Source organism: Finegoldia sp. BIOML-A2 (genome assembly GCF_009678315.1).
Taxonomy (GTDB): domain Bacteria; phylum Bacillota; class Clostridia; order Tissierellales; family Peptoniphilaceae; genus Finegoldia; species Finegoldia magna.
Genome location: NZ_WKZE01000013.1, coordinates 1 through 18242 on the forward strand (window position 1 = coordinate 1; position 18242 = coordinate 18242).

Below are 18242 nucleotides of genomic sequence, written 5' to 3' on the forward strand. Positions count from 1 at the left end.
GAATGTCCCCTGTTATGTACAGATTACATTCCGCTTAAAATATTATTAAATTATTCCGTGTTTACGGGTTCAGGTCAAAACTGCCAAGTCAATTCTAATATCTTGTGGAGCAAGGCTTGCACCTTTTGATATAAGAGAGCTTAGAGAACTAATGAGCGAAGACGAATTAGAACTCGATAAAATTGGAGATAGGAAAACTGCCTTGTTCGTAATAATATCAGATACAGATGATACATTTAATTTTGTAGTTTCAATAATGTATTCTCAATTATTTAATCTACTATGTGATAAGGCAGATGATGTATATGGTGGAAGACTTCCAGTTCATGTTAGGTGTCTACTTGATGAGTTTGCAAATATAGGCTTAATTCCAAAATTTGAGAAACTAATAGCGACAATTCGTTCAAGAGAAATATCAGCAAGCATAATATTACAAGCACAATCTCAATTAAAAGCAATCTATAAAGACCATGCAGATACAATAGTTGGTAACTGCGACTCTACACTTTTTCTAGGAGGAAAAGAAAAAACAACAGTAAAAGAATTATCAGAAACCTTAGGAAAAGAAACCATAGACCTATATAACACATCAGAAACAAGATCAAATCAAAAATCTTTTGGACTAAATTACCAAAAAACTGGCAAGGAACTTATGAGCCAAGATGAAATAACTGTAATGGATGGTGGAAAGTGCATATACCAACTAAGAGGAGTAAGACCTTTCTTGTCAGATAAATTTGATATTACAAAGCATAAGAATTACAAGTTGTTGGAAGATTATGATAAGAAAAACTTGTTTGATGTGGAAGAGTATCTAACAAATAGAGATAAGGTAAAGTTAAAATCAAATTATAAAATAAATAGGCTAAAAATTTGAGTTTATGGAGAAAGCAAAATGTATGAAAATAGAAAATCATCTTTAATTATATTAAATATAAATGGTGAGCAGTTTATTATGGAAATTGATACAGAACTCACAATGGATAAGAAAAATTATATTGAAGCAATATGTGAGACAATGTACGATGAAAGCAATGAATGGTATGAAAATATATATGATATGTCCCCATATGATATAGCTGAGATATTTGAAAAAACAGTAAAGGACGAAGTAGGAATAACTGTTACATTTAAAGCGATAGACCTTGAAGTATCGATTTTAGAAGACTAGAAACAAGGCATTAATAGGCGATAGAAATTAAAAACTCTATCGTCTTTTTTTATACTCAAAATTTGGAGGTAAAAATGGTAAGGATAAGAAGTCCCACTTAAACAATTTAAGATATTAGACATTTAGCGATTGAAATATAAGTTCAGTCGCTTTTTTAATTGAAATTTATAGATTAAGGAGAAGAAATTAATGGACAGAGAAATGATAAATATTAATGCAAATTTAGTTAAGGAAGCTGAATTTTCAGAATTTGAAAAAGATGGAGAAAGTGTTCAAGTAGCAAATTTTGCTCTTGTTAAAAAATATGGAAAGGGCAAAGAATATACAAATTGCTCAGTATATGGAGAAAAGGTAGAAATTGTAAAAGATTTTGAAAAAGGAGATCTAATCCATGTCTTTGGATATTTCAAAGAAAATAAAAAAGGAGATAAGGTCTACAAGAATTTTATAGTTAAATCACTAAACAAAATAGAAAATAAGAAAGAAAATGAGGAGGAATAATATGGAATTTTTTACAGCTGGAGTTGGAGTTTTAAAGACACTTGTAACTGCAATTGGTGCAGGTTTAGGAGCATGGGGAGTTATTAACTTAATGGAAGGTTATGGTAATGATAACCGTGCGACACGTTCATAAGTGAAAAGCTTATGCACTAAGTCGAAGGACTAAAAGTCCGAAACTTAGGAGAACTAACAATCTAATAGGTAGAATGATGGAGTAACGTCCTAAAATGCCTACACTGATACTCCGATTGGCAATAAATATTAGACTAATTTATTGTCAAAAGCTCGGTGAAGTCGGCAGAGAGTAGCCGTAAATAGCTATATAGTTATACGAAACCTGTTTAGAGGTAAATGGTGCTACTTATATGCCGGGTGTCGAATACGCATGGTGAGAATGTGTATACCAAAACACTGACGCACTTCCGAATGTACAAGTCTAGACGTTTGAATTTGTCTAACGGCAATTACCATCAAAGATGGTGTGTTTGTGGATTAGTAAGAATGGTTGTTATGAAAGTCCATATATCGTTACAGGCGATAAGGCGAGAGCTAAACACAGGCTTAGAGGAAGAACCTAAACGTATTCAATGATAGGATTGTTGGAACGTGGTAAACCAAGAACATGGAAGCAGTCTAATGCTAATGAAGTGTTAAATGGGAAAATGATAAGAAAAAGATCATATAACTATTTTTTATCTTGGTGAAAGTGGTGGCATAGTACCTATGAAGCGAGAATAATAAGCTCGTGGAGGGATAGCCACTAGTCACAAGAAAGAACAAGAACTGAAATTAAGATAAACACAGCTTCGAGTATGACAAAGAAAATCAAATCCGAAAGGAGATGGTGACTGTGTCCACTTCGAAACAAACACTGAAGCAAAGCAAAATCCGTTATACGGAATACTATGACTTGCAAAAAGTCCTTGATGATTTATATGAAGATAGCGGTAATAATAAAGTATTTTCAAATTTAATGGAGTTGATAACTTCAAGAGAAAATATTAAACTTGCCTATCGTAGTATAAAAGGGAACAAAGGAAGTCATACGGCTGGGGTAGATGGCAGAACAATAAAACATCTATCAAGGCTAAATGAAGAAGAATATATTTCTCTCATACAAAAACAGTTTCATTGGTATAAGCCACGCCCTGTAAAGAGAGTGGAAATGCGAAAGCCTAATGGGAAAATTAGACCTTTAGGAATACCAACTATTGTAGATAGAATTGTACAACAATGTATCTTGCAAATATTAGAGCCGATATGTGAAGCCAAGTTTCATGACAGTTCCTATGGGTTTAGACCTAATAGGAATACAGAACACGCTATTGCAGAATGTGCAAGGCTAATGCAGATACAGCACTTACATTATGTTGTCGACATTGATATACAAGGATTTTTCGACAATGTATGTCATTCAAAACTCATAAAACAAATATGGCACTTAGGAATAAGAGATAAAAAGCTAATTTGCATTATCAAGGAAATGTTAAAGGCTAATATTGTAATGCCAAATGGTGAAACAATTATACCTACAAAGGGTACACCTCAAGGAGGTATTTTATCCCCATTGCTATCTAATATAGTACTAAATGAGTTGGACTGGTGGGTTTCATCTCAATGGGCAACAATGCCAACGCATTATCCATATAAACAAAAGACTAATAGCAAAGGAACGGAAATAAAAAGCCATACCTATAGAGCTTTAAGGTCAAGTAAGCTCAAGGAAATTTACATTGTAAGATATGCTGATGATTTTAAGATATTTTGCCGTAATTACTACGATGCAAAAAGAACCTATCAGGCAGTTACAAAATGGTTGCAAGACCGATTAAAACTAAATGTGAGTGAAGAAAAATCTAAAATAACAAATCTAAAACAAAGGTATTCAGAGTTTTTAGGCTTCAAGCTGAAGGTTAAACCAAAAGGTAAAAAGTTTGTTGTACAGTCGCATATAAGTGATAAGGCACTGAAAAATGCAAAAGAAGATATTTCTAAATGTGTTGCGGATATAAAAAGACCTGCAAACAAAAAGGAACAGTACAAAGCAATAGCCAAGTATAATGCCACTGTTTCAGGCTTGCATAATTACTACCAAATAGCAACAAATGTAAGTTTGGACTTTGCTAAAATAGCCTTTCACATTAAAAAGCAGATGAACAACAGACTTGATATTAAAACCAGTGGAACGCTAAACAAAGGATTTATCAAAGAAAAATATGGAAAAAGTAAACAGCTTCGCTTCCTTAATGGACATCCACTAATTCCAGTTGGATATATTAGGACAAAGGACGCAAAACACAAGAAAAAGGTTGTAAATAAATACACTGTAAAGGGCAGAGCTTTTATTCATAAAAATCTGCAAATTGATGTAGATACACTTGTTTGGTTGATGAGACATCCTGTGCTTGATAAAAGCATAGAGTTTGCAGACAACAGAATCTCGCTCTTTGCAGCTCAATATGGCAGATGTGGAGTAACAGGTGTAAAACTTATACCAAACGACATACATTGCCATCACAAGATACCGCTTGAACAAGGCGGTACAGATAGTTACAGCAACTTAATTCTTGTTACAGAAGCAGTTCATATACTCATCCATGCAACAAAAGTAGATACAATCCAAAAATATATAAAAGAGCTTGGGTTAACAGTCAAGCAGATTGAGAAATGTAATAAGCTTAGAAAAATGGCAGAACTGCCACTAATTTAGAGAAAAAAATAATTTGTTACGAAGTGTGTAAGTCTTAGTTAAAACGTGAAAATCTTTCTTGTGATGGAACGCCGTGTGCGGTGAAAGTCGCATGCACGGTGTGAAGTGGGGGAAAATCCGGAGATAACATCAAAGGATTACCTATCACTATCTGGTGCTAAATCTCAAGGTATTAAGCAGCTTATGGCTGGTGGAGGAATTGTACTAATCGGTATTAAATTAATTCCACTACTTGCAAATGTTTTAAATTAGGAGAAAATCTATGTTTGGTATCTTTGACAAGCTAACTGAATTTTTTAAGGATATGCTACTCGGAGGTATCAAAGCAAATCTTGAGTCCATGTTCTTAGATATAAATGACAAGGTAGGAGTTATTGCAACTGATGTTGGGAAAACACCAATGGGTTGGAATGGAGAAGTATATAACTTCATAAAAAACATTAATGATAATGTGATTGTTCCAATAGCAGGTCTTATCATAACAGCAGTTTTATGTATTGAACTCATAAATATGGTTATGCAAAAGAATAATATGCACGATACAGATACTTTTGAGTTTTTCAAATACATTATAAAGATGTTTATAGCAGTCTACCTTGCAAGCCATGCCTTTGAATTTTCAATGGCAGTCTTTGATGTGGCACAAAATCTTGTAAACAAAGCGGCAGGGGTAATCACTACTTCTGCCACTGTTTCAGGAGATCAGATAGTTGCAATGGTTGATACATTAAAAGAAAAAGAAATAGGTGAGCTTTTAATGATATTAGTTGAAACAAGCCTAGTGAGGATTGCAATTCAATGTATATCTTTAACTGTTACCTTAATAGTATATGGGCGTATGTTTGAAATATATGTCTACTCATCAGTATCATCTATACCATTTGCTACTATGGGAAATAAAGAATGGGGTCAGATTGGAACAAATTATATCAAGGGACTTTTTGCCTTGGGACTACAAGGTTTGTTTTTGATGGTATGTTTAGGTATCTACACCGTTTTAATAAGAACGGTACAGGTTACAGATATTCACGCAAGCTTGTTTAGTATATTAGGATATGCTCTACTACTTGGACTTATGATGTTTAAGAGTGGGACAGTTGCAAAAAGTATTATGAATACGCACTAGGAGGAATAAATGTTAAAAAAGAAAAATTGTGCTTTATTAGGACTTGGAATTTTATTGGGAGGAACTTATGAAATCTTAAAAGAGAAAAAAAGAAATGAAGAGATTAGAAACTTAAAGAAAAGAATAAATAGACTTGGAAGATGTCACAATGAATTTGTTATGTATCAAGGAGAATACAATGATAGAAATGAAGAAAAACAAGAAGAATTAGAAGAAAGAATTAGCTACCTAGAAGAAGAAACAACATCTAATTATGACCATATACTTGAACTTTCCAAAGAAGAAGTAGAGGGAGAATAAAATGGCGTATGTACCAATACCAAAAGATTTGGACAAGATTAAAACAAAGGTTGCCTTTAACTTAACTAAAAGACAACTTATAGGTTTTTCGGTGGCAGGACTAATTGGCATACCAACCTATTTATTTATGAAGAAATATCTACCTAATGATGTTTCAATTATTGTAATGTTAATAGTAACCCTGCCAATCTTTTTTATAACCTTATATGAAAAAGACACCTTAACCTTTGAAAAATATTTTAGATTTTTCTATCTTCATAAGTTTTATCAACCAACTAAGAGAATAAGAAAGGAGGCATACCTTGAAGCAAAGAAAAAAGCAAATCAGCGACTTAAATCTAAGGGAAAAACAATTAAAAAAAGACAGAAAGGAAGTAAGAAGGCTAAAAACAAAGAAAGATCCAACAAATAGTCTTCTAAGTGTACTTTTAAAGAAAGAGGAAAAGAGATTTACTGTTGAGGATACAATTCCCTATATAAGAATGTTACCAGAGGGCATTTGCCAGTTAGATGAAAAAAATTATTCAAAGACAATTTCATTTCAAGATATAAATTACCAGTTGGCATTGGAAGAAGATAGAGATTTAATCTTTAACCAATTTGCCAACTTTTTAAATTCTTTTGATCCAAGTGTCCACATTGAACTTTCATATGTAAATCAATTAGGAAGAAATAAAGACCTACAAGATGCAATTAAAATTGCTGACAAGGGAGATTTCTATGACGATGTAAGAAAAGAGTTTAGGGAGATGTTAAAGCTTCAACTTGCAAAAGGCAATAACGGACTTAAAAAGATGAAGTATATAACCTTTACAACAGAAGCCGATAACCTAGAGCAAGCAAGGGCAAAGTTAAATAGACTTGAAGTGGATATTTTATCTAACTTTAAATCTATGGGAGTAAGAGCAGAAAGTCTTTATGGTGAAGAAAGACTAAGACTTGTTCACGATATGTTAAATCCAGACAAGAACTTTGATTTTTCATATAAAGATTTGAAGAAGAAAGAGTCTACAAAATCACATATAACTCCCAAGATCTTTAATTTTGCACCAGCAAATAATTTTAAATTTGGGAAATTCATTGGAGCAGTAAGCCATTTTCAAATACTTGCAAGTGAGTTATCAGACAGAATGTTATCTGAGTTTTTAGATATTGATGACAATATTTATGTAGCTTTTCATATAGATGTAGTTGAACAAGCAGAAGCTATTAAACTCATTAAGAGAAAAAACACAGACCTGGACAGAATGAAAATTGAAGAACAAAAGAAAGCAGTTCGTGCTGGATATGATATGGATATTATTCCTTCAGATATAAATACTTTTGGGGCTGATGTTAAGTCCATGTTATCTGACTTACAAAATAGAGATGAAAGGCTCTTTGTAGTTACCATAGCAATGATGAATTTTGCTAGGACTAATCAAAAATTAGAAAATACTATTGCTCAAATCTCATCAATTGCTAACAGACATAATTGTCAGGTAAAAAGATTATCTCACCAACAAGAGCAAGGACTTGTTTCTGTCTTACCTCTAGGAGTTAATCAAGTCGAAATAAAAAGATTTTTAACTTCATCTTCAACGGCAGTATTTATGCCTTTTACAACAGAAGAGCTATTTATTGATTCGGCAAATTCTTTGTACTATGGATTAAATGCCCTTAGCCAAAACTTGATTATGGCAGATAGGAAGAAACTAAAGAACCCTAACGGATTAATATTAGGTACACCAGGTTCTGGTAAATCTTTCTCAGCAAAGAGAGAGATGGCAAATGCAATTCTTGTCACAGATGATGATGTAATTATTTGTGATCCTGAAGGCGAGTATTCAAACCTTGTAAAACAGTTTAATGGAGAAGTTATTAAAGTTTCGGCAAAGTCAAAGGACTACCTAAATCCATTAGATATTAATATGAACTATGGAGATGGGGATGCACCTTTAAAGGATAAGGCAAACTTCATAATGTCTATGCTTGAACTTGTAGTAGGAGGATCTGGTCTTACTGCCGCAGAAAAATCTGTTATAGATAGGTGCTTACCAAAGATATATCAAAAATATTTTGAAGACCCCAAACCAGAAAATATGCCTATATTAGGAGATTTATACGATATGCTCCTATCTCAAGAAGAGGGAGTTGGTAGGAAGCTCGCAACAGAAATGGAAATTTATGTTAAGGGAAGTCTTAATGTATTTAATAATAGGTCAAATGTTGATTTAAATAGGCAACTCCTCTGTTTTGATATAAAAGAGCTAGGAACACAACTTAAAAAAATAGGTATGCTTGTAATTCAAGACCAGGTTTGGAACAAGGTTTCCTTAAATAGAGGGAGCAAGTCTACAAGATATTATATAGATGAGTTCCACCTTTTATTAAAAGACCCACAAACTGCTTCATATTCAGTAGAAATCTGGAAAAGATTTAGAAAATGGGGTGGTATTCCAACAGGTATAACTCAAAACGTAAAAGACCTTTTAACAAGTCAGGAAATTGAAAATATCTTTGATAATACAGACTTTGTTCTAATGTTAAATCAAGCATCTGGAGATAGAGATATTCTTGCTAAGAAATTAAAAATATCGCCTTATCAGTTAAACTATATTACTAATTCAAACGCAGGTGAGGGACTATTATTCTTTGGAAATACTATTGTTCCATTTATAGATAAATTCCCTAAAGACACCATGTTATATAAGCTAATGACAACAAAACCAGAAGAAACTAAGTAGGTGTGATATGGATAAAAAACTAAAAAAAGATTTTCAAAAGAAAATTATACGAAATAGGGATGATCCTGAAAAAAATATGGATAGTAAACTTGTTCATTCAGATGATTATACCAATAAGATAATTAAGACTAAGGATAGGTTCGGAGATAAAATATCAGAAAAAGAATCTAAACTTTTCCATGAGAATGTATTATCTAAAGATCAAAAACAAGATAAACTAAAAGATTTTCAGAAGTCTAAAAACAAGGAAAGAATTAGAAAAGAGGTTTTAGAAAATAAGGATAAGGCTGGAGAAACAAAACAAGCTAATCTTGAAATAAGGACAGATGAAAGCATTAAACTTGATGAAGATTTAGATGTAGATATCAAAAAGGTAAATTTTGATAGTGAAAACAGTAGAAATATTAATTCTAATAAATTAACAACAGATGATATTTCAGCTAAGGCTCAATCAATAAACAATAAGAAGCCATCAAGTAAAAGACAAGTTCTCAAAAATTATGAGGATAAACTTATCCATAGTAAGGATAAATTCCAAGACAAAATCAACGAGAAAGAGTCTAAGCGAATCCAGACAAGTGAAGATAAACCTATTGAAGCAAAGAAAAGCAAGAGAGTATATAGAAAAGATAAGCTTGTTAAAGATGAAGTAAGTAAGAACGAAAGTAATACTAATATCGATAAAAAGCAAAAGCAGAAGCTTTATCAAGAAAAGAAGTTTAGAGATAAGGAAAAAATTTCTAAAGAAATAGATAAAGAGAGTAAGCTAAGCCAAGTTCATACAGAAAAAACTTGTGATAATTCTGAGATTAAAGACAATAAGTCTGAATTTATAAAAGATGAAAAGGAAACAAGCCTTAAACCTTCAGAACAAAAGAAAGTTAATAAAAAGAATACTTACTACAAAAGAAAAAATTATGAAAGTGATAAATTCACTCGAAAGAAAATCGATGACTTAAAAAATGAATCTAAGAAAGGTACAACGAAAGATTCTAAGAAGGCACAAGATGTTAAAGATTTTATCTCAGACAAAAAGATTGGAGAGCTTGAAAAGTCTAAAAGTAAGCTAAAGGATAATATCTTAAAAAACAAAACTAAAGGAAGTCTATCTTCTGGGGTTTTATTATCTGGAGCTAAGTCTTCAGAGTTAGTGAGAGATTATCTAAGTTCAGGATCTGACAATACAGGTGTAGAATCTGGAGAAAAGGCCGCTAATGTAAGCTCTAAACTCCAGCATGGAATAAGGAAGTATAAGCTAGATAAAAAGAAAAAGTCCTTAAAAAAGCTATCTAAACTTGATAAGAAAATAAAAAAGAGAAAAAGCAAGTTGGAGTTTAAAAGTGGCTTGGAAGATTTAAAAAAATCAGATGCCTATATAAAGAAAAATAGATTTAAGAAGTTTTACCAGAGAAAGCAAATGAAGAGCATGATAGCTAAAAAGCACGAAACAAGACTTGTAGATAGAGTTAAAAAAGCTATTTTAAGTCTAGGTAAGGCTTCTAAAGAGCTGATTGTTAGAAAAAGCAAGATGGTTCTATTTCTAGTAATAGGACTAGGTCTTATGCTATCAATAATGATTGGTGGTGGAAGTGTTGGTATGAGTGGACTAAGTAACTCTGTTAACTCAGTAATGACAACAACATACCTATCACAAGATACAGTTCTAAGTGAAGTTAATCAAGAATTTTCAGCAATGGAGTATGACCTACAATCACAAATCGAAAGTGTAAAGACAAGTCATCCTGGATATGACGAATATATTATAAATAAAGAAGGAGAAATTGGTCATAATACCCATGAACTTTTATCCTATATAACTTCAAGATGTGGAGAAGTAAAATCAGCATCTGAAGTAAAAGGAATTTTAAAAGAGCTTTTCGATGAGATGTATAAGCTTGATTTTAAGGAAGAAATTGAAATTAGAACAAGAACAGTAGCAAGAACTAGATATGATAGTCGTGGCAATCCTTATACTAGCTATGAAAAAGAAGAGTACGGATATAAAAAGTTAATTGTAACTTTAAAGAAAAAAGAAATGGATGAAGTTGTTAGAGAAATATTTAGAGATTATCCAGACAATGTAGTTCATTATGAAGCTCTTCTTGAAGCTAAGGGGAATATGGGTGATGTTTTTGGATCAGGTAATGGGGACTTAGGAGAAATAGTAGATAATCCAAACTTTGGAAATCCTGGTCTTGCTTTTGATTCAGCTACTGCCAAAGCCTTATTTAATGAAGCAGAAAAACATATAGGCAAAAGATATGTGTTTGGAGCAAGTGGACCATCTAACTTTGACTGCTCAGGATTTGTATGTTGGTCATTTACAAAGTCTGGTGTAAAGAGTATGCCAAGAACAACTGCATGGAGAATATACAAAGACTATTGTAATCCAGTAAGTCCAAGTGAAGCTCAACCTGGAGATATTATATTTTTCCACTCAACATATAACAGTGGAACTCCAATATCTCATGTAGGAATATACGCAGGTAACGGAATGATGATTCACGCAGGAGATCCAATTCAATACACATCAATAAATTCAAAATATTGGAAATCACATTTTTATGGTTTTGGAAGACCAAGATAGAAGGGAGATATTATGTGAACAGAAAACTTATAAGTATTAGAAACAAAAAGAAAAAAATAGAAGAGAAATTGAAAGATTTAAATGCAAAATACAAGGAAATTTGCGATGAAGAAATACAAGTTGAAAATGAAGAAATAATTGTAACTCTTAGGAGGAACAATATTAGCTTGGAAGAATTAATGGAGAAAATCAATGATAGAAAAAGAGAAGAAAAATTAAAAGAAAAGGAGAACATTCATAATGAAGAAATTTAACGCGAAAAGATTAAGAGCCTTTTTTATGGCTCTTTTATTAGTTTTAACATCAACTTCAACTACTAATGTACTAGCTAAAGCAGATGATACAGATGGTAGTAAAAAAGTGATAGAAAGTTCTATAAGTAATATTAATGATTTAGAAGATCAAATAAAAGACTTAAATGAAAAGAAACAAAAAGACCAATCAAAGATAGATGAATTAAAGGAAAAGCTAGAATCTTGCAAAGATAATGGAGAGAAACTAAAACAAGAAAAGTCTAAGTTAGAAGAAGAAATTAGAAATAAAGATAATAAGATTGCTCAATTGAATAAAGAAATTGAGGATCTTAAAAATTCTAATAATGATGAACTAATAGCAGAAATTACTCAGCTTAAAGATGAATTAAAAAGATTGCAAGATGAAAATGCAAAACTAAAAGAAGATTATTCATCTACAAAATGGGAGTTAGAAGCTGAGAAAGAAAAGACCGATAAAAACGAAAATAAAATCAAAGAAATGCAAGAAAATCTTGAGTCTTTAGAAAGAGAACTTGCAAAAAAGACTAAAGAAATCGAGGATAAAGATAATAAAATTAAGGACTTAGAAAAAGCTCTTGATGAAAAAGATAATAAGATAAAAGAATTAGAGAATAAAAAGAAAGAAACAGAAAATTCTAAGTCAGAATGCTTTAAGAAGATTGAAGAGCTTCAAAAGGCTATTGATAGTTTAAAAGAATCTTCTGAAAATACTAAAAAGGAATTAGAAGAAAAAATTAAAGAACTAGAAGAAAAACAAAAAGCTTCTGAAGAAGAAATTAAAAAGCTAAAAGAAGAATTAGATAAGAAAATTGAAGAAGCCAAGAAGTTAATCGAGGAAGCAAATAAAAAAGATAAAGAAGAACTTGAAAAACAAGCTAAAGATGAAAAAGATAAAAATCTAAATCAAGACTTATCTAAAAAATTAGATGAACTTCTAAAACTCCAAAAAGAAAACAAAGAGAAGAAAGAAGATAAGAAATCTCAAGATAAGAAGTGGGACGAACTTTTGAAAGCTGATGACAAGAATATACTAAATCAATTTGATCTTAATAAGATGAAAAAGCAAGAGGAACAACAAGGTGAAAAACAAGTTAAAGATGAAAAAGAATTTGCAGTTTTCCAAGTAGACAAAAACTTTTATAACATTATCAATAAAGATGGTAAGACAACTGTCTATATGGATGTAAAAACTTATGTAGATCAAGGAAGAACTATGATTCCAGTAAGATATATTGCTTATACTTTAGGCTTTAATGTTGAGTATGACAACTCTACTCGTGAAGCTATTTTCTCAAATAAAGAGAATAATATCTTAGCTAAAAAGACATTAAGACTAAATATTGATACTGGTGTTATGAAAGACTCAGATGGAAAGGTCTACAATTCAGATGTTAAGCCAGTGATTATAAACGGAAGAATTCATGCTTCAATTTCAAATATTGCCAAAGCTTTCGGAGCTAGTCATGGAGATATTAAAGATGGCAAAAACCAAACAATAGAATGGGACAATGCTAGAAAAGCAGTCTATGTATTTAAAAATGTAAAATAAGAAAGGATAGAAAAATGAATAAGAGTATTAAACGAGGAGTAGCCATAGCGTTACTCCTTTTTACATTTACAGTACCAAAAGCTACATTTGCGATGACAAATGAAGGGCAAATAGAAAGTCAAAATGAATCAATCTATGAACCACAAAAAGAAGAATTTGAAAAAATGTTGAAAGATGATGTTTTTACACCATCAAAAGAAGAAATTCCTTATCAAGATGTTCCAAGAATACCAGGAAATACAAGTGAAGCAAACAAGCCTTCAAATAATCCTCCTAAGAAAACCCCACTTGTAAAAGGTGGTAATACAAAGGCAGTAAATAATCTTGCGACACAAGAAAATAAGGCAAGAGGTTCAGTAATTGAAAATGTAGATAGGAATGGAAAAGATATTACACCAAGTGGAGATACAGAAAAAGATAAAGAAAATCCAGTAGATGTAAGACAATTTTTAACATTTCAAACTAAAAGTGGAAAAACTATGCACCTAATAGTGGATCACTCATCAAATCAAGATAATGTAAGATTATTAACAGAAGTAGGAGAGCAAGACCTACTTAATATGATTGAATCAGAAGATAAAAATACTATAAAGGTTGAAGAGCCTAAGAAAGAAGAAGTAAAAAAAGAAGAACCTAAGACTGTTCCAGTAAAAGAAGAAAAGAAAAGCGGGATAGGTTCATTTCTAATTGTTGCACTTGTAATTGGAGGAGTAGTAGGAGCAGGATATTATTTTAAGGTAGTTAAAGCTAAGGAAGATAAAATGTTGGAAGACTTTGAAGAAGATGATGAAGATTATATTAGTGAGTCAGAAGATGAATCTGACAATGAAGAAAGTAATGAAGAATCACTAGATGATGATGACGATGAACTATTATAAGGATATGAAAATTTAATCTAAATTGATTATTTCTCCCGAATATGATACAATATTCGGGAGAAAGGTGGTGCAAAATGAATTCCTATTTAGATCAAATAAAAAATAGAATTAATGATTTTGATAGCAGAAAAGTTTTTATAAACAATGATTTCTTAGATATAGCAGGAAATGAAACTGTTCGTAGAACTTTAAATCAACTAGTTAGTGAAAATAAAATAAAAAGAGTAATTAATGGATTCTATTATAATCCAATATACAGTGAATTAATCGGAGAGTACGAAGCAGTATCAATTCACGAGTTAGCACTTGCCATAGCAAGAAAATACAATTGGAATATTGCACCATATAATAGTACAGCCTTAAACTTATTAGGACTTTCAACACAAGTTCCAACTCACTATAAATATATATCTAGTGGAAGATATAAAGAATATAAAATTGGGGATACGGTTTTAGAATTTAAAAAAGTAAATCCAGGAGAGATTGCTAATATGTCCCTAAAGACTGCAACAGTTATTCAAGCAATTAAGTCTTTAGGTAAAGAAAATATAACCAGCGAAGTTATACAAAAAATAAGAGAAAACTTAAGTGAAAAAGAAAGAATAGACTTAATGAACGAATCAAAATCAGTTCCTGCATGGGTATATGAAGTAATAAGGGAAATTTGTGAGGGCAAAAATGAATAAGTTTTATATAGAAGACAAAGAAGACTTAAGAGTTTTAATAGTAAATACAGCCAGAAAGAAAAATATATCTGAAGCAGTCATTGAAAAAGACTATTGGGTTACTTTTATCTTAGATTATCTATTTAATGAAAACAAATGGAGGGAATATTTTACCTTTAAAGGAGGAACATCACTTTCAAAATGCTTTGGACTTATAGAAAGATTTTCTGAAGATATAGATCTAATCTTAGATTGGCGAGTATTAGGTTACGAAGAAAAAGAACCTTGGTTAGAAAGATCAAATACTAAACAGGATAAATTCAACAAAGAAGTCAATGAAAAGACTGAAATCTTTTTAAGAGATGAATTATTAAAAGTATTAGAACAAGATTTCAAGGACATGGACTTTGAATTTATGATTGATACTCTTGATCCACAAACAATTCTATGTAAATATCCTAAAATCTTTGAATCTAATTATTTGACACAAAATATAAGACTCGAAATAGGAAGTCTTGCAGCATGGACACCTGCAATTGAAGTGGAAATCCTGCCAATAATTGGAGAAGCCTATCCAAATGTTTTTAAAGAAAAAACTAATATAAGAACAGTATCAGCAGAGAGAACTTTTTGGGAAAAAGCAACAATTTTACACCACGAAGCAAATAGACCAGAATCTTCTCCTATGCCACATAGGTATGCAAGACACTTTTATGACTTATATAAAATAGCAAATTCAGATTTCAAAGACAGAGCCTTAGAGGATAAGGAGTTATTAAAGAAAGTAACTGAATTCAAAATGAAGTTTTATCCTAGGAAGTGGGCAAGGTATGAAGAAGCATTAGATGGTAGATTAAAATTAGTCCCAAGAAAATACCGATTTTCTGAAATAGAAAAAGATTATAAGGCTATGTCAGAAATGATATATGGAGAATATCCAAACTTTGAAGAGATTATAAAAGTTCTTCAAGAAATAGAAAAAGAAATTAATAAGTAAATCGAATTCTTCCGAAAAAAATATAATATTCGGGAGAAAAACTTTGAGCGAGAGAGAAATCTTTCGCTCTTTTTTTATTTATGGAGGTATTAATGAAGTTAGTAATAGCAGAAAAGCCTAGTGTAGCAGTTACAATTGCAAAAGTAATTGGAGCAAGAACAAGAAAAAACGGATATTATGAGGGAGGTGGATACATTGTTTCATGGTGTGTCGGTCATTTAATTCAAATGGCAAGTCCAGAAAGACACGATGAAAAATGGAAGAAATGGTCAATAGAAAATCTTCCAATAATTCCAGAAGAATATATTTATGAAGTATCTAAAAGCACTAAAAAACAATATGGAATTTTGAAAAAACTTTTAAATGATAAGAACATCGACACAGTTATAAATGCTTGTGATGCTGGTAGAGAGGGAGAACTTATTTTTAGACTTGTATATAATCAAGCTAAATGTAAGAAGAAGATTAAAAGACTTTGGATATCTTCAATGGAAAACAAAGCTATTGAGGATGGCTTTAGAAATCTTAAAGAAGGGGAAAACTTTGAAGACTTATATAGATCGGCAAGTGCAAGAGCTATTGCAGATTGGCTGGTAGGAATGAATTTAAGTAGGCTTTATTCTTGCATTTACAAGGAAACATATTCTGTTGGTAGAGTACAAACCCCAACCCTATATTTAATAGCTAAAAGGGATAGTGAAATAAACCTATTTAAGAAGAAAAAATATTATACAGTTGATCTATCTTATAAAGGATTGAAACTTGTATCGGATAGGATTGATAGAATTGAAGTTGCAGAGCAACTATTAAATCTGCTAGAAGATGAAATAGTTATTACAGAGGTAGAAGATAAAGAAATAAGCACAAAACCAGATAAGCCTTATGATCTCACGACCTTACAAAGAGAAGCAAATAAATATTTTGGATATTCAGCAAATGACACTTTAAACCTGGCACAAGCTTTGTATGAAAAAAAGCTAATCACATACCCAAGAACAGATAGTAGGTATTTAACCGATGATATGGTTACTACTATGAAAGAATTATTGGAAGGACTTGAAGAAGATTTTAAAATCAATGAATCAAACTTTAAGTCTATTTTTAATTCATCTAAAGTTACAGACCACTATGCAATTATTCCTACTATATCAGGTATTGGAAAAGCCAAAGATTTAACTGATAAAGAAAGTAAAATCTATAATCTAATTAAGGATAAATTACTTGCTTCATGTTCGGATAACTTAAAGGAATCTAGTAGAAAAATCAGATATGAATATGATAAATTTAACTTCAATGCAAGTGGCAAGACTATAATCGATGAAGGTTATACCAAGTATCTAAAGAGCTATGGAAAAGAAAAACAAAAAAATGAATTACCAGATATAAAGACTGGAGATAAAATTAAGCTAACTTCTAAAAATATATCGGAGAAATTCACCAAAGCCCCAAGTCATTATAATGAAGATACACTTTTAAAGACTATGGAGAATGCAGGAGTAGAATCTTTGGATAAAGCTATAGAAGTAGAAAGAAAAGGCTTAGGAACACCAGCTACAAGAGCAGGAATTATCGAAAATCTTATCCATAAGGATCTTATAAGAAGAGATAAGAAAAATCTACTTGTAACAGAAAAAGGCAATAGACTTGTATCGATTGTAGAGGATAAGTTTAAATCAGCAGAAACAACATCTGAATGGGAAATGAAACTTGCAAAGATTAGCTCTGGCGAAGTTGATAAAGAAGACTTTTTAAGAGAAATAGAAGATAGTATAAAGGAGCTTGTAGATAGGTACAAGAATAATCTAAATGAATAAGGTAAAAATATTAGAGCTTTTCGGCGGCATAGGTGCTATTAGAAAGGCTTTTATTAATTTAAAGATACCTTATGAAGTTGTTGATTATGTAGAAATAGATAAGGCTTGTGTTAAATCATACAACGCACTTTATGGAGAAGATTATAAAGCAAAATCAGTAGTAGGATATAAAGCTCCTAATGAGAAGATAGACTTAGTTATGCATGGAAGTCCTTGCCAAGACTTTTCAAGAATAGGAAAAAAGCAGGGAGGAGCAAAGAATTCAGGAACTAGATCAAGCTTACTATTTGAAACAATTAGAATAATTAAAGAAATGAAAGACAAACCTAAATGGATAATTTGGGAAAATGTAAAGGGAGTCCTTGATAGAAATATGAGGGACTCCTTTTTTATTTATCTAAAAGAGCTAGAGAGCCTAGGATATGAAAGCAAGTATAAAATCTTAAATGCAATGGACTTTGGGATACCTCAAAAAAGGGAGAGGATATTTGTTGTTTCATGTCTTGGAGCAAATAACTTTTCTTTTAATAAATTGGAGAGGAAAGAAACAAGACCACTAAGTGAATTTTTTGAAAAGGATGTAAGTGAACTTTATACAATGACCCAACCTTATATGCTGAAATTTTTAAATAAAGGTATAGATAACAGTTTTAGAGGGCGACTAAAAGTGATTAAAGATTTTTCTTATACTATTTCTACAAAACAGATGAGAGTACCTAATTCTGGAATAATAGATATTGGAAATGGTCAGTATAGGTATTTAACAGAAAGAGAATGTTTAAGACTAATGGGTTTTGATGACAGTGATATTAACAAACTAGAAGAAGCACATCCAAGAAGAAAAAATTGCACTTCAAGTAAACTATATAAGCAGGCCGGCAATTCTATTGTGGTCGATATTTTAATGGCTATTATAAAAGAAATTCATAGAATGGAGGTATAA

At 31.4% G+C, this 18242-nt stretch carries 16 protein-coding genes and 2 pseudogenes; all 18 read left to right on the forward strand.

Annotated elements, in window-relative coordinates; translation table 11 throughout:
- Positions 1 to 76: 76 nt before the first annotated feature.
- Positions 77 to 877: pseudogene (locus GKF99_RS08100) on the forward strand (TraG/TraD/VirD4 family protein); the annotation flags it as partial.
- An 18-nt stretch (positions 878 to 895) separates the two neighbouring features.
- A complete protein-coding gene (locus GKF99_RS08105; protein ID WP_019124109.1) occupies positions 896 to 1171 on the forward strand; it encodes a hypothetical protein in 276 nt (91 codons plus the stop codon).
- A 189-nt stretch (positions 1172 to 1360) separates the two neighbouring features.
- Positions 1361 to 1672, forward strand: coding sequence for a single-stranded DNA-binding protein (locus tag GKF99_RS08110; RefSeq protein WP_019124110.1), 312 nt, complete (start codon positions 1361 to 1363; stop codon positions 1670 to 1672).
- A gap of 1 nt (position 1673) precedes the next feature.
- Complete coding sequence (locus GKF99_RS08115; protein ID WP_000394205.1) at positions 1674 to 1805, forward strand: Maff2 family mobile element protein; 132 nt, start codon at positions 1674 to 1676, stop codon at positions 1803 to 1805.
- 717 nt (positions 1806 to 2522) lie between these two features.
- Positions 2523 to 4382, forward strand: a complete 1860-nt coding sequence (ltrA, locus tag GKF99_RS08120; RefSeq protein ID WP_172976441.1) for a group II intron reverse transcriptase/maturase — start codon at positions 2523 to 2525, stop codon at positions 4380 to 4382.
- Positions 4383 to 4535: 153 nt separating this feature from the next.
- A pseudogene (locus tag GKF99_RS08125) lies at positions 4536 to 4634 on the forward strand (Maff2 family protein); the annotation flags it as partial.
- 10 nt (positions 4635 to 4644) lie between these two features.
- A complete protein-coding gene (locus tag GKF99_RS08130; RefSeq protein WP_016502703.1) occupies positions 4645 to 5508 on the forward strand; it encodes a VirB6/TrbL-like conjugal transfer protein, CD1112 family in 864 nt (287 codons plus the stop codon).
- A 9-nt stretch (positions 5509 to 5517) separates the two neighbouring features.
- Positions 5518 to 5808, forward strand: coding sequence for a hypothetical protein (locus GKF99_RS08135; protein ID WP_016502702.1), 291 nt, complete (start codon positions 5518 to 5520; stop codon positions 5806 to 5808).
- Between the two features lies 1 nt (position 5809).
- A complete protein-coding gene (locus GKF99_RS08140; protein WP_016502701.1) occupies positions 5810 to 6220 on the forward strand; it encodes a PrgI family protein in 411 nt (136 codons plus the stop codon).
- Positions 6111 to 8534, forward strand: coding sequence for a VirB4-like conjugal transfer ATPase, CD1110 family (locus GKF99_RS08145; RefSeq protein ID WP_019124126.1), 2424 nt, complete (start codon positions 6111 to 6113; stop codon positions 8532 to 8534). The genes GKF99_RS08140 and GKF99_RS08145 overlap by 110 nt, the downstream gene beginning before the upstream one ends.
- 7 nt (positions 8535 to 8541) lie before the next feature.
- On the forward strand, positions 8542 to 11121 hold the full coding sequence (locus tag GKF99_RS08150) for a C40 family peptidase (RefSeq protein ID WP_016502699.1): 2580 nt from the start codon (positions 8542 to 8544) through the stop codon (positions 11119 to 11121).
- Positions 11122 to 11135: 14 nt separating this feature from the next.
- A complete protein-coding gene (locus GKF99_RS08155; protein ID WP_001080402.1) occupies positions 11136 to 11375 on the forward strand; it encodes a hypothetical protein in 240 nt (79 codons plus the stop codon).
- The gene (locus GKF99_RS08160; protein ID WP_019124127.1) at positions 11362 to 12945 is read left to right on the forward strand and encodes a stalk domain-containing protein; all 1584 of its coding nucleotides are present in this window, start codon (positions 11362 to 11364) and stop codon (positions 12943 to 12945) included. The genes GKF99_RS08155 and GKF99_RS08160 overlap by 14 nt, the downstream gene beginning before the upstream one ends.
- Positions 12946 to 12959: 14 nt before the next feature.
- Positions 12960 to 13823: a CD1107 family mobile element protein gene (locus tag GKF99_RS08165; protein WP_019124128.1), complete on the forward strand. Its 864-nt coding sequence runs from the start codon at positions 12960 to 12962 to the stop codon at positions 13821 to 13823.
- A gap of 74 nt (positions 13824 to 13897) precedes the next feature.
- Positions 13898 to 14509, forward strand: coding sequence for a DUF6088 family protein (locus tag GKF99_RS08170; RefSeq protein ID WP_016502696.1), 612 nt, complete (start codon positions 13898 to 13900; stop codon positions 14507 to 14509).
- The gene (locus tag GKF99_RS08175) at positions 14502 to 15485 is read left to right on the forward strand and encodes a nucleotidyl transferase AbiEii/AbiGii toxin family protein (protein WP_044727512.1); all 984 of its coding nucleotides are present in this window, start codon (positions 14502 to 14504) and stop codon (positions 15483 to 15485) included. The genes GKF99_RS08170 and GKF99_RS08175 overlap by 8 nt, the downstream gene beginning before the upstream one ends.
- A gap of 92 nt (positions 15486 to 15577) precedes the next feature.
- On the forward strand, positions 15578 to 17299 hold the full coding sequence (locus GKF99_RS08180) for a DNA topoisomerase 3 (RefSeq protein WP_019124129.1): 1722 nt from the start codon (positions 15578 to 15580) through the stop codon (positions 17297 to 17299).
- The gene (gene dcm, locus GKF99_RS08185) at positions 17292 to 18242 is read left to right on the forward strand and encodes a DNA (cytosine-5-)-methyltransferase (RefSeq protein WP_016502693.1); all 951 of its coding nucleotides are present in this window, start codon (positions 17292 to 17294) and stop codon (positions 18240 to 18242) included. The genes GKF99_RS08180 and dcm overlap by 8 nt, the downstream gene beginning before the upstream one ends.

What these genes read in the sequence shown, in the direction of transcription:
- GKF99_RS08150 (WP_016502699.1), top strand. Translation starts at nt 8,542, where the DNA reads ATGGATAAAAAACTAAAAAAAGATTTTCAAAAGAAAATTATACGAAAT.
- GKF99_RS08170 (WP_016502696.1), top strand. Translation starts at nt 13,898, where the DNA reads ATGAATTCCTATTTAGATCAAATAAAAAATAGAATTAATGATTTTGAT.
- GKF99_RS08105 (WP_019124109.1), top strand. Translation starts at nt 896, where the DNA reads ATGTATGAAAATAGAAAATCATCTTTAATTATATTAAATATAAATGGT.
- GKF99_RS08140 (WP_016502701.1), top strand. Translation starts at nt 5,810, where the DNA reads ATGGCGTATGTACCAATACCAAAAGATTTGGACAAGATTAAAACAAAG.
- GKF99_RS08115 (WP_000394205.1), top strand. Translation starts at nt 1,674, where the DNA reads ATGGAATTTTTTACAGCTGGAGTTGGAGTTTTAAAGACACTTGTAACT.
- GKF99_RS08135 (WP_016502702.1), top strand. Translation starts at nt 5,518, where the DNA reads ATGTTAAAAAAGAAAAATTGTGCTTTATTAGGACTTGGAATTTTATTG.
- GKF99_RS08175 (WP_044727512.1), top strand. Translation starts at nt 14,502, where the DNA reads ATGAATAAGTTTTATATAGAAGACAAAGAAGACTTAAGAGTTTTAATA.
- GKF99_RS08180 (WP_019124129.1), top strand. Translation starts at nt 15,578, where the DNA reads ATGAAGTTAGTAATAGCAGAAAAGCCTAGTGTAGCAGTTACAATTGCA.
- GKF99_RS08130 (WP_016502703.1), top strand. Translation starts at nt 4,645, where the DNA reads ATGTTTGGTATCTTTGACAAGCTAACTGAATTTTTTAAGGATATGCTA.
- GKF99_RS08160 (WP_019124127.1), top strand. Translation starts at nt 11,362, where the DNA reads ATGAAGAAATTTAACGCGAAAAGATTAAGAGCCTTTTTTATGGCTCTT.
- dcm (WP_016502693.1), top strand. Translation starts at nt 17,292, where the DNA reads ATGAATAAGGTAAAAATATTAGAGCTTTTCGGCGGCATAGGTGCTATT.
- GKF99_RS08165 (WP_019124128.1), top strand. Translation starts at nt 12,960, where the DNA reads ATGAATAAGAGTATTAAACGAGGAGTAGCCATAGCGTTACTCCTTTTT.
- GKF99_RS08110 (WP_019124110.1), top strand. Translation starts at nt 1,361, where the DNA reads ATGGACAGAGAAATGATAAATATTAATGCAAATTTAGTTAAGGAAGCT.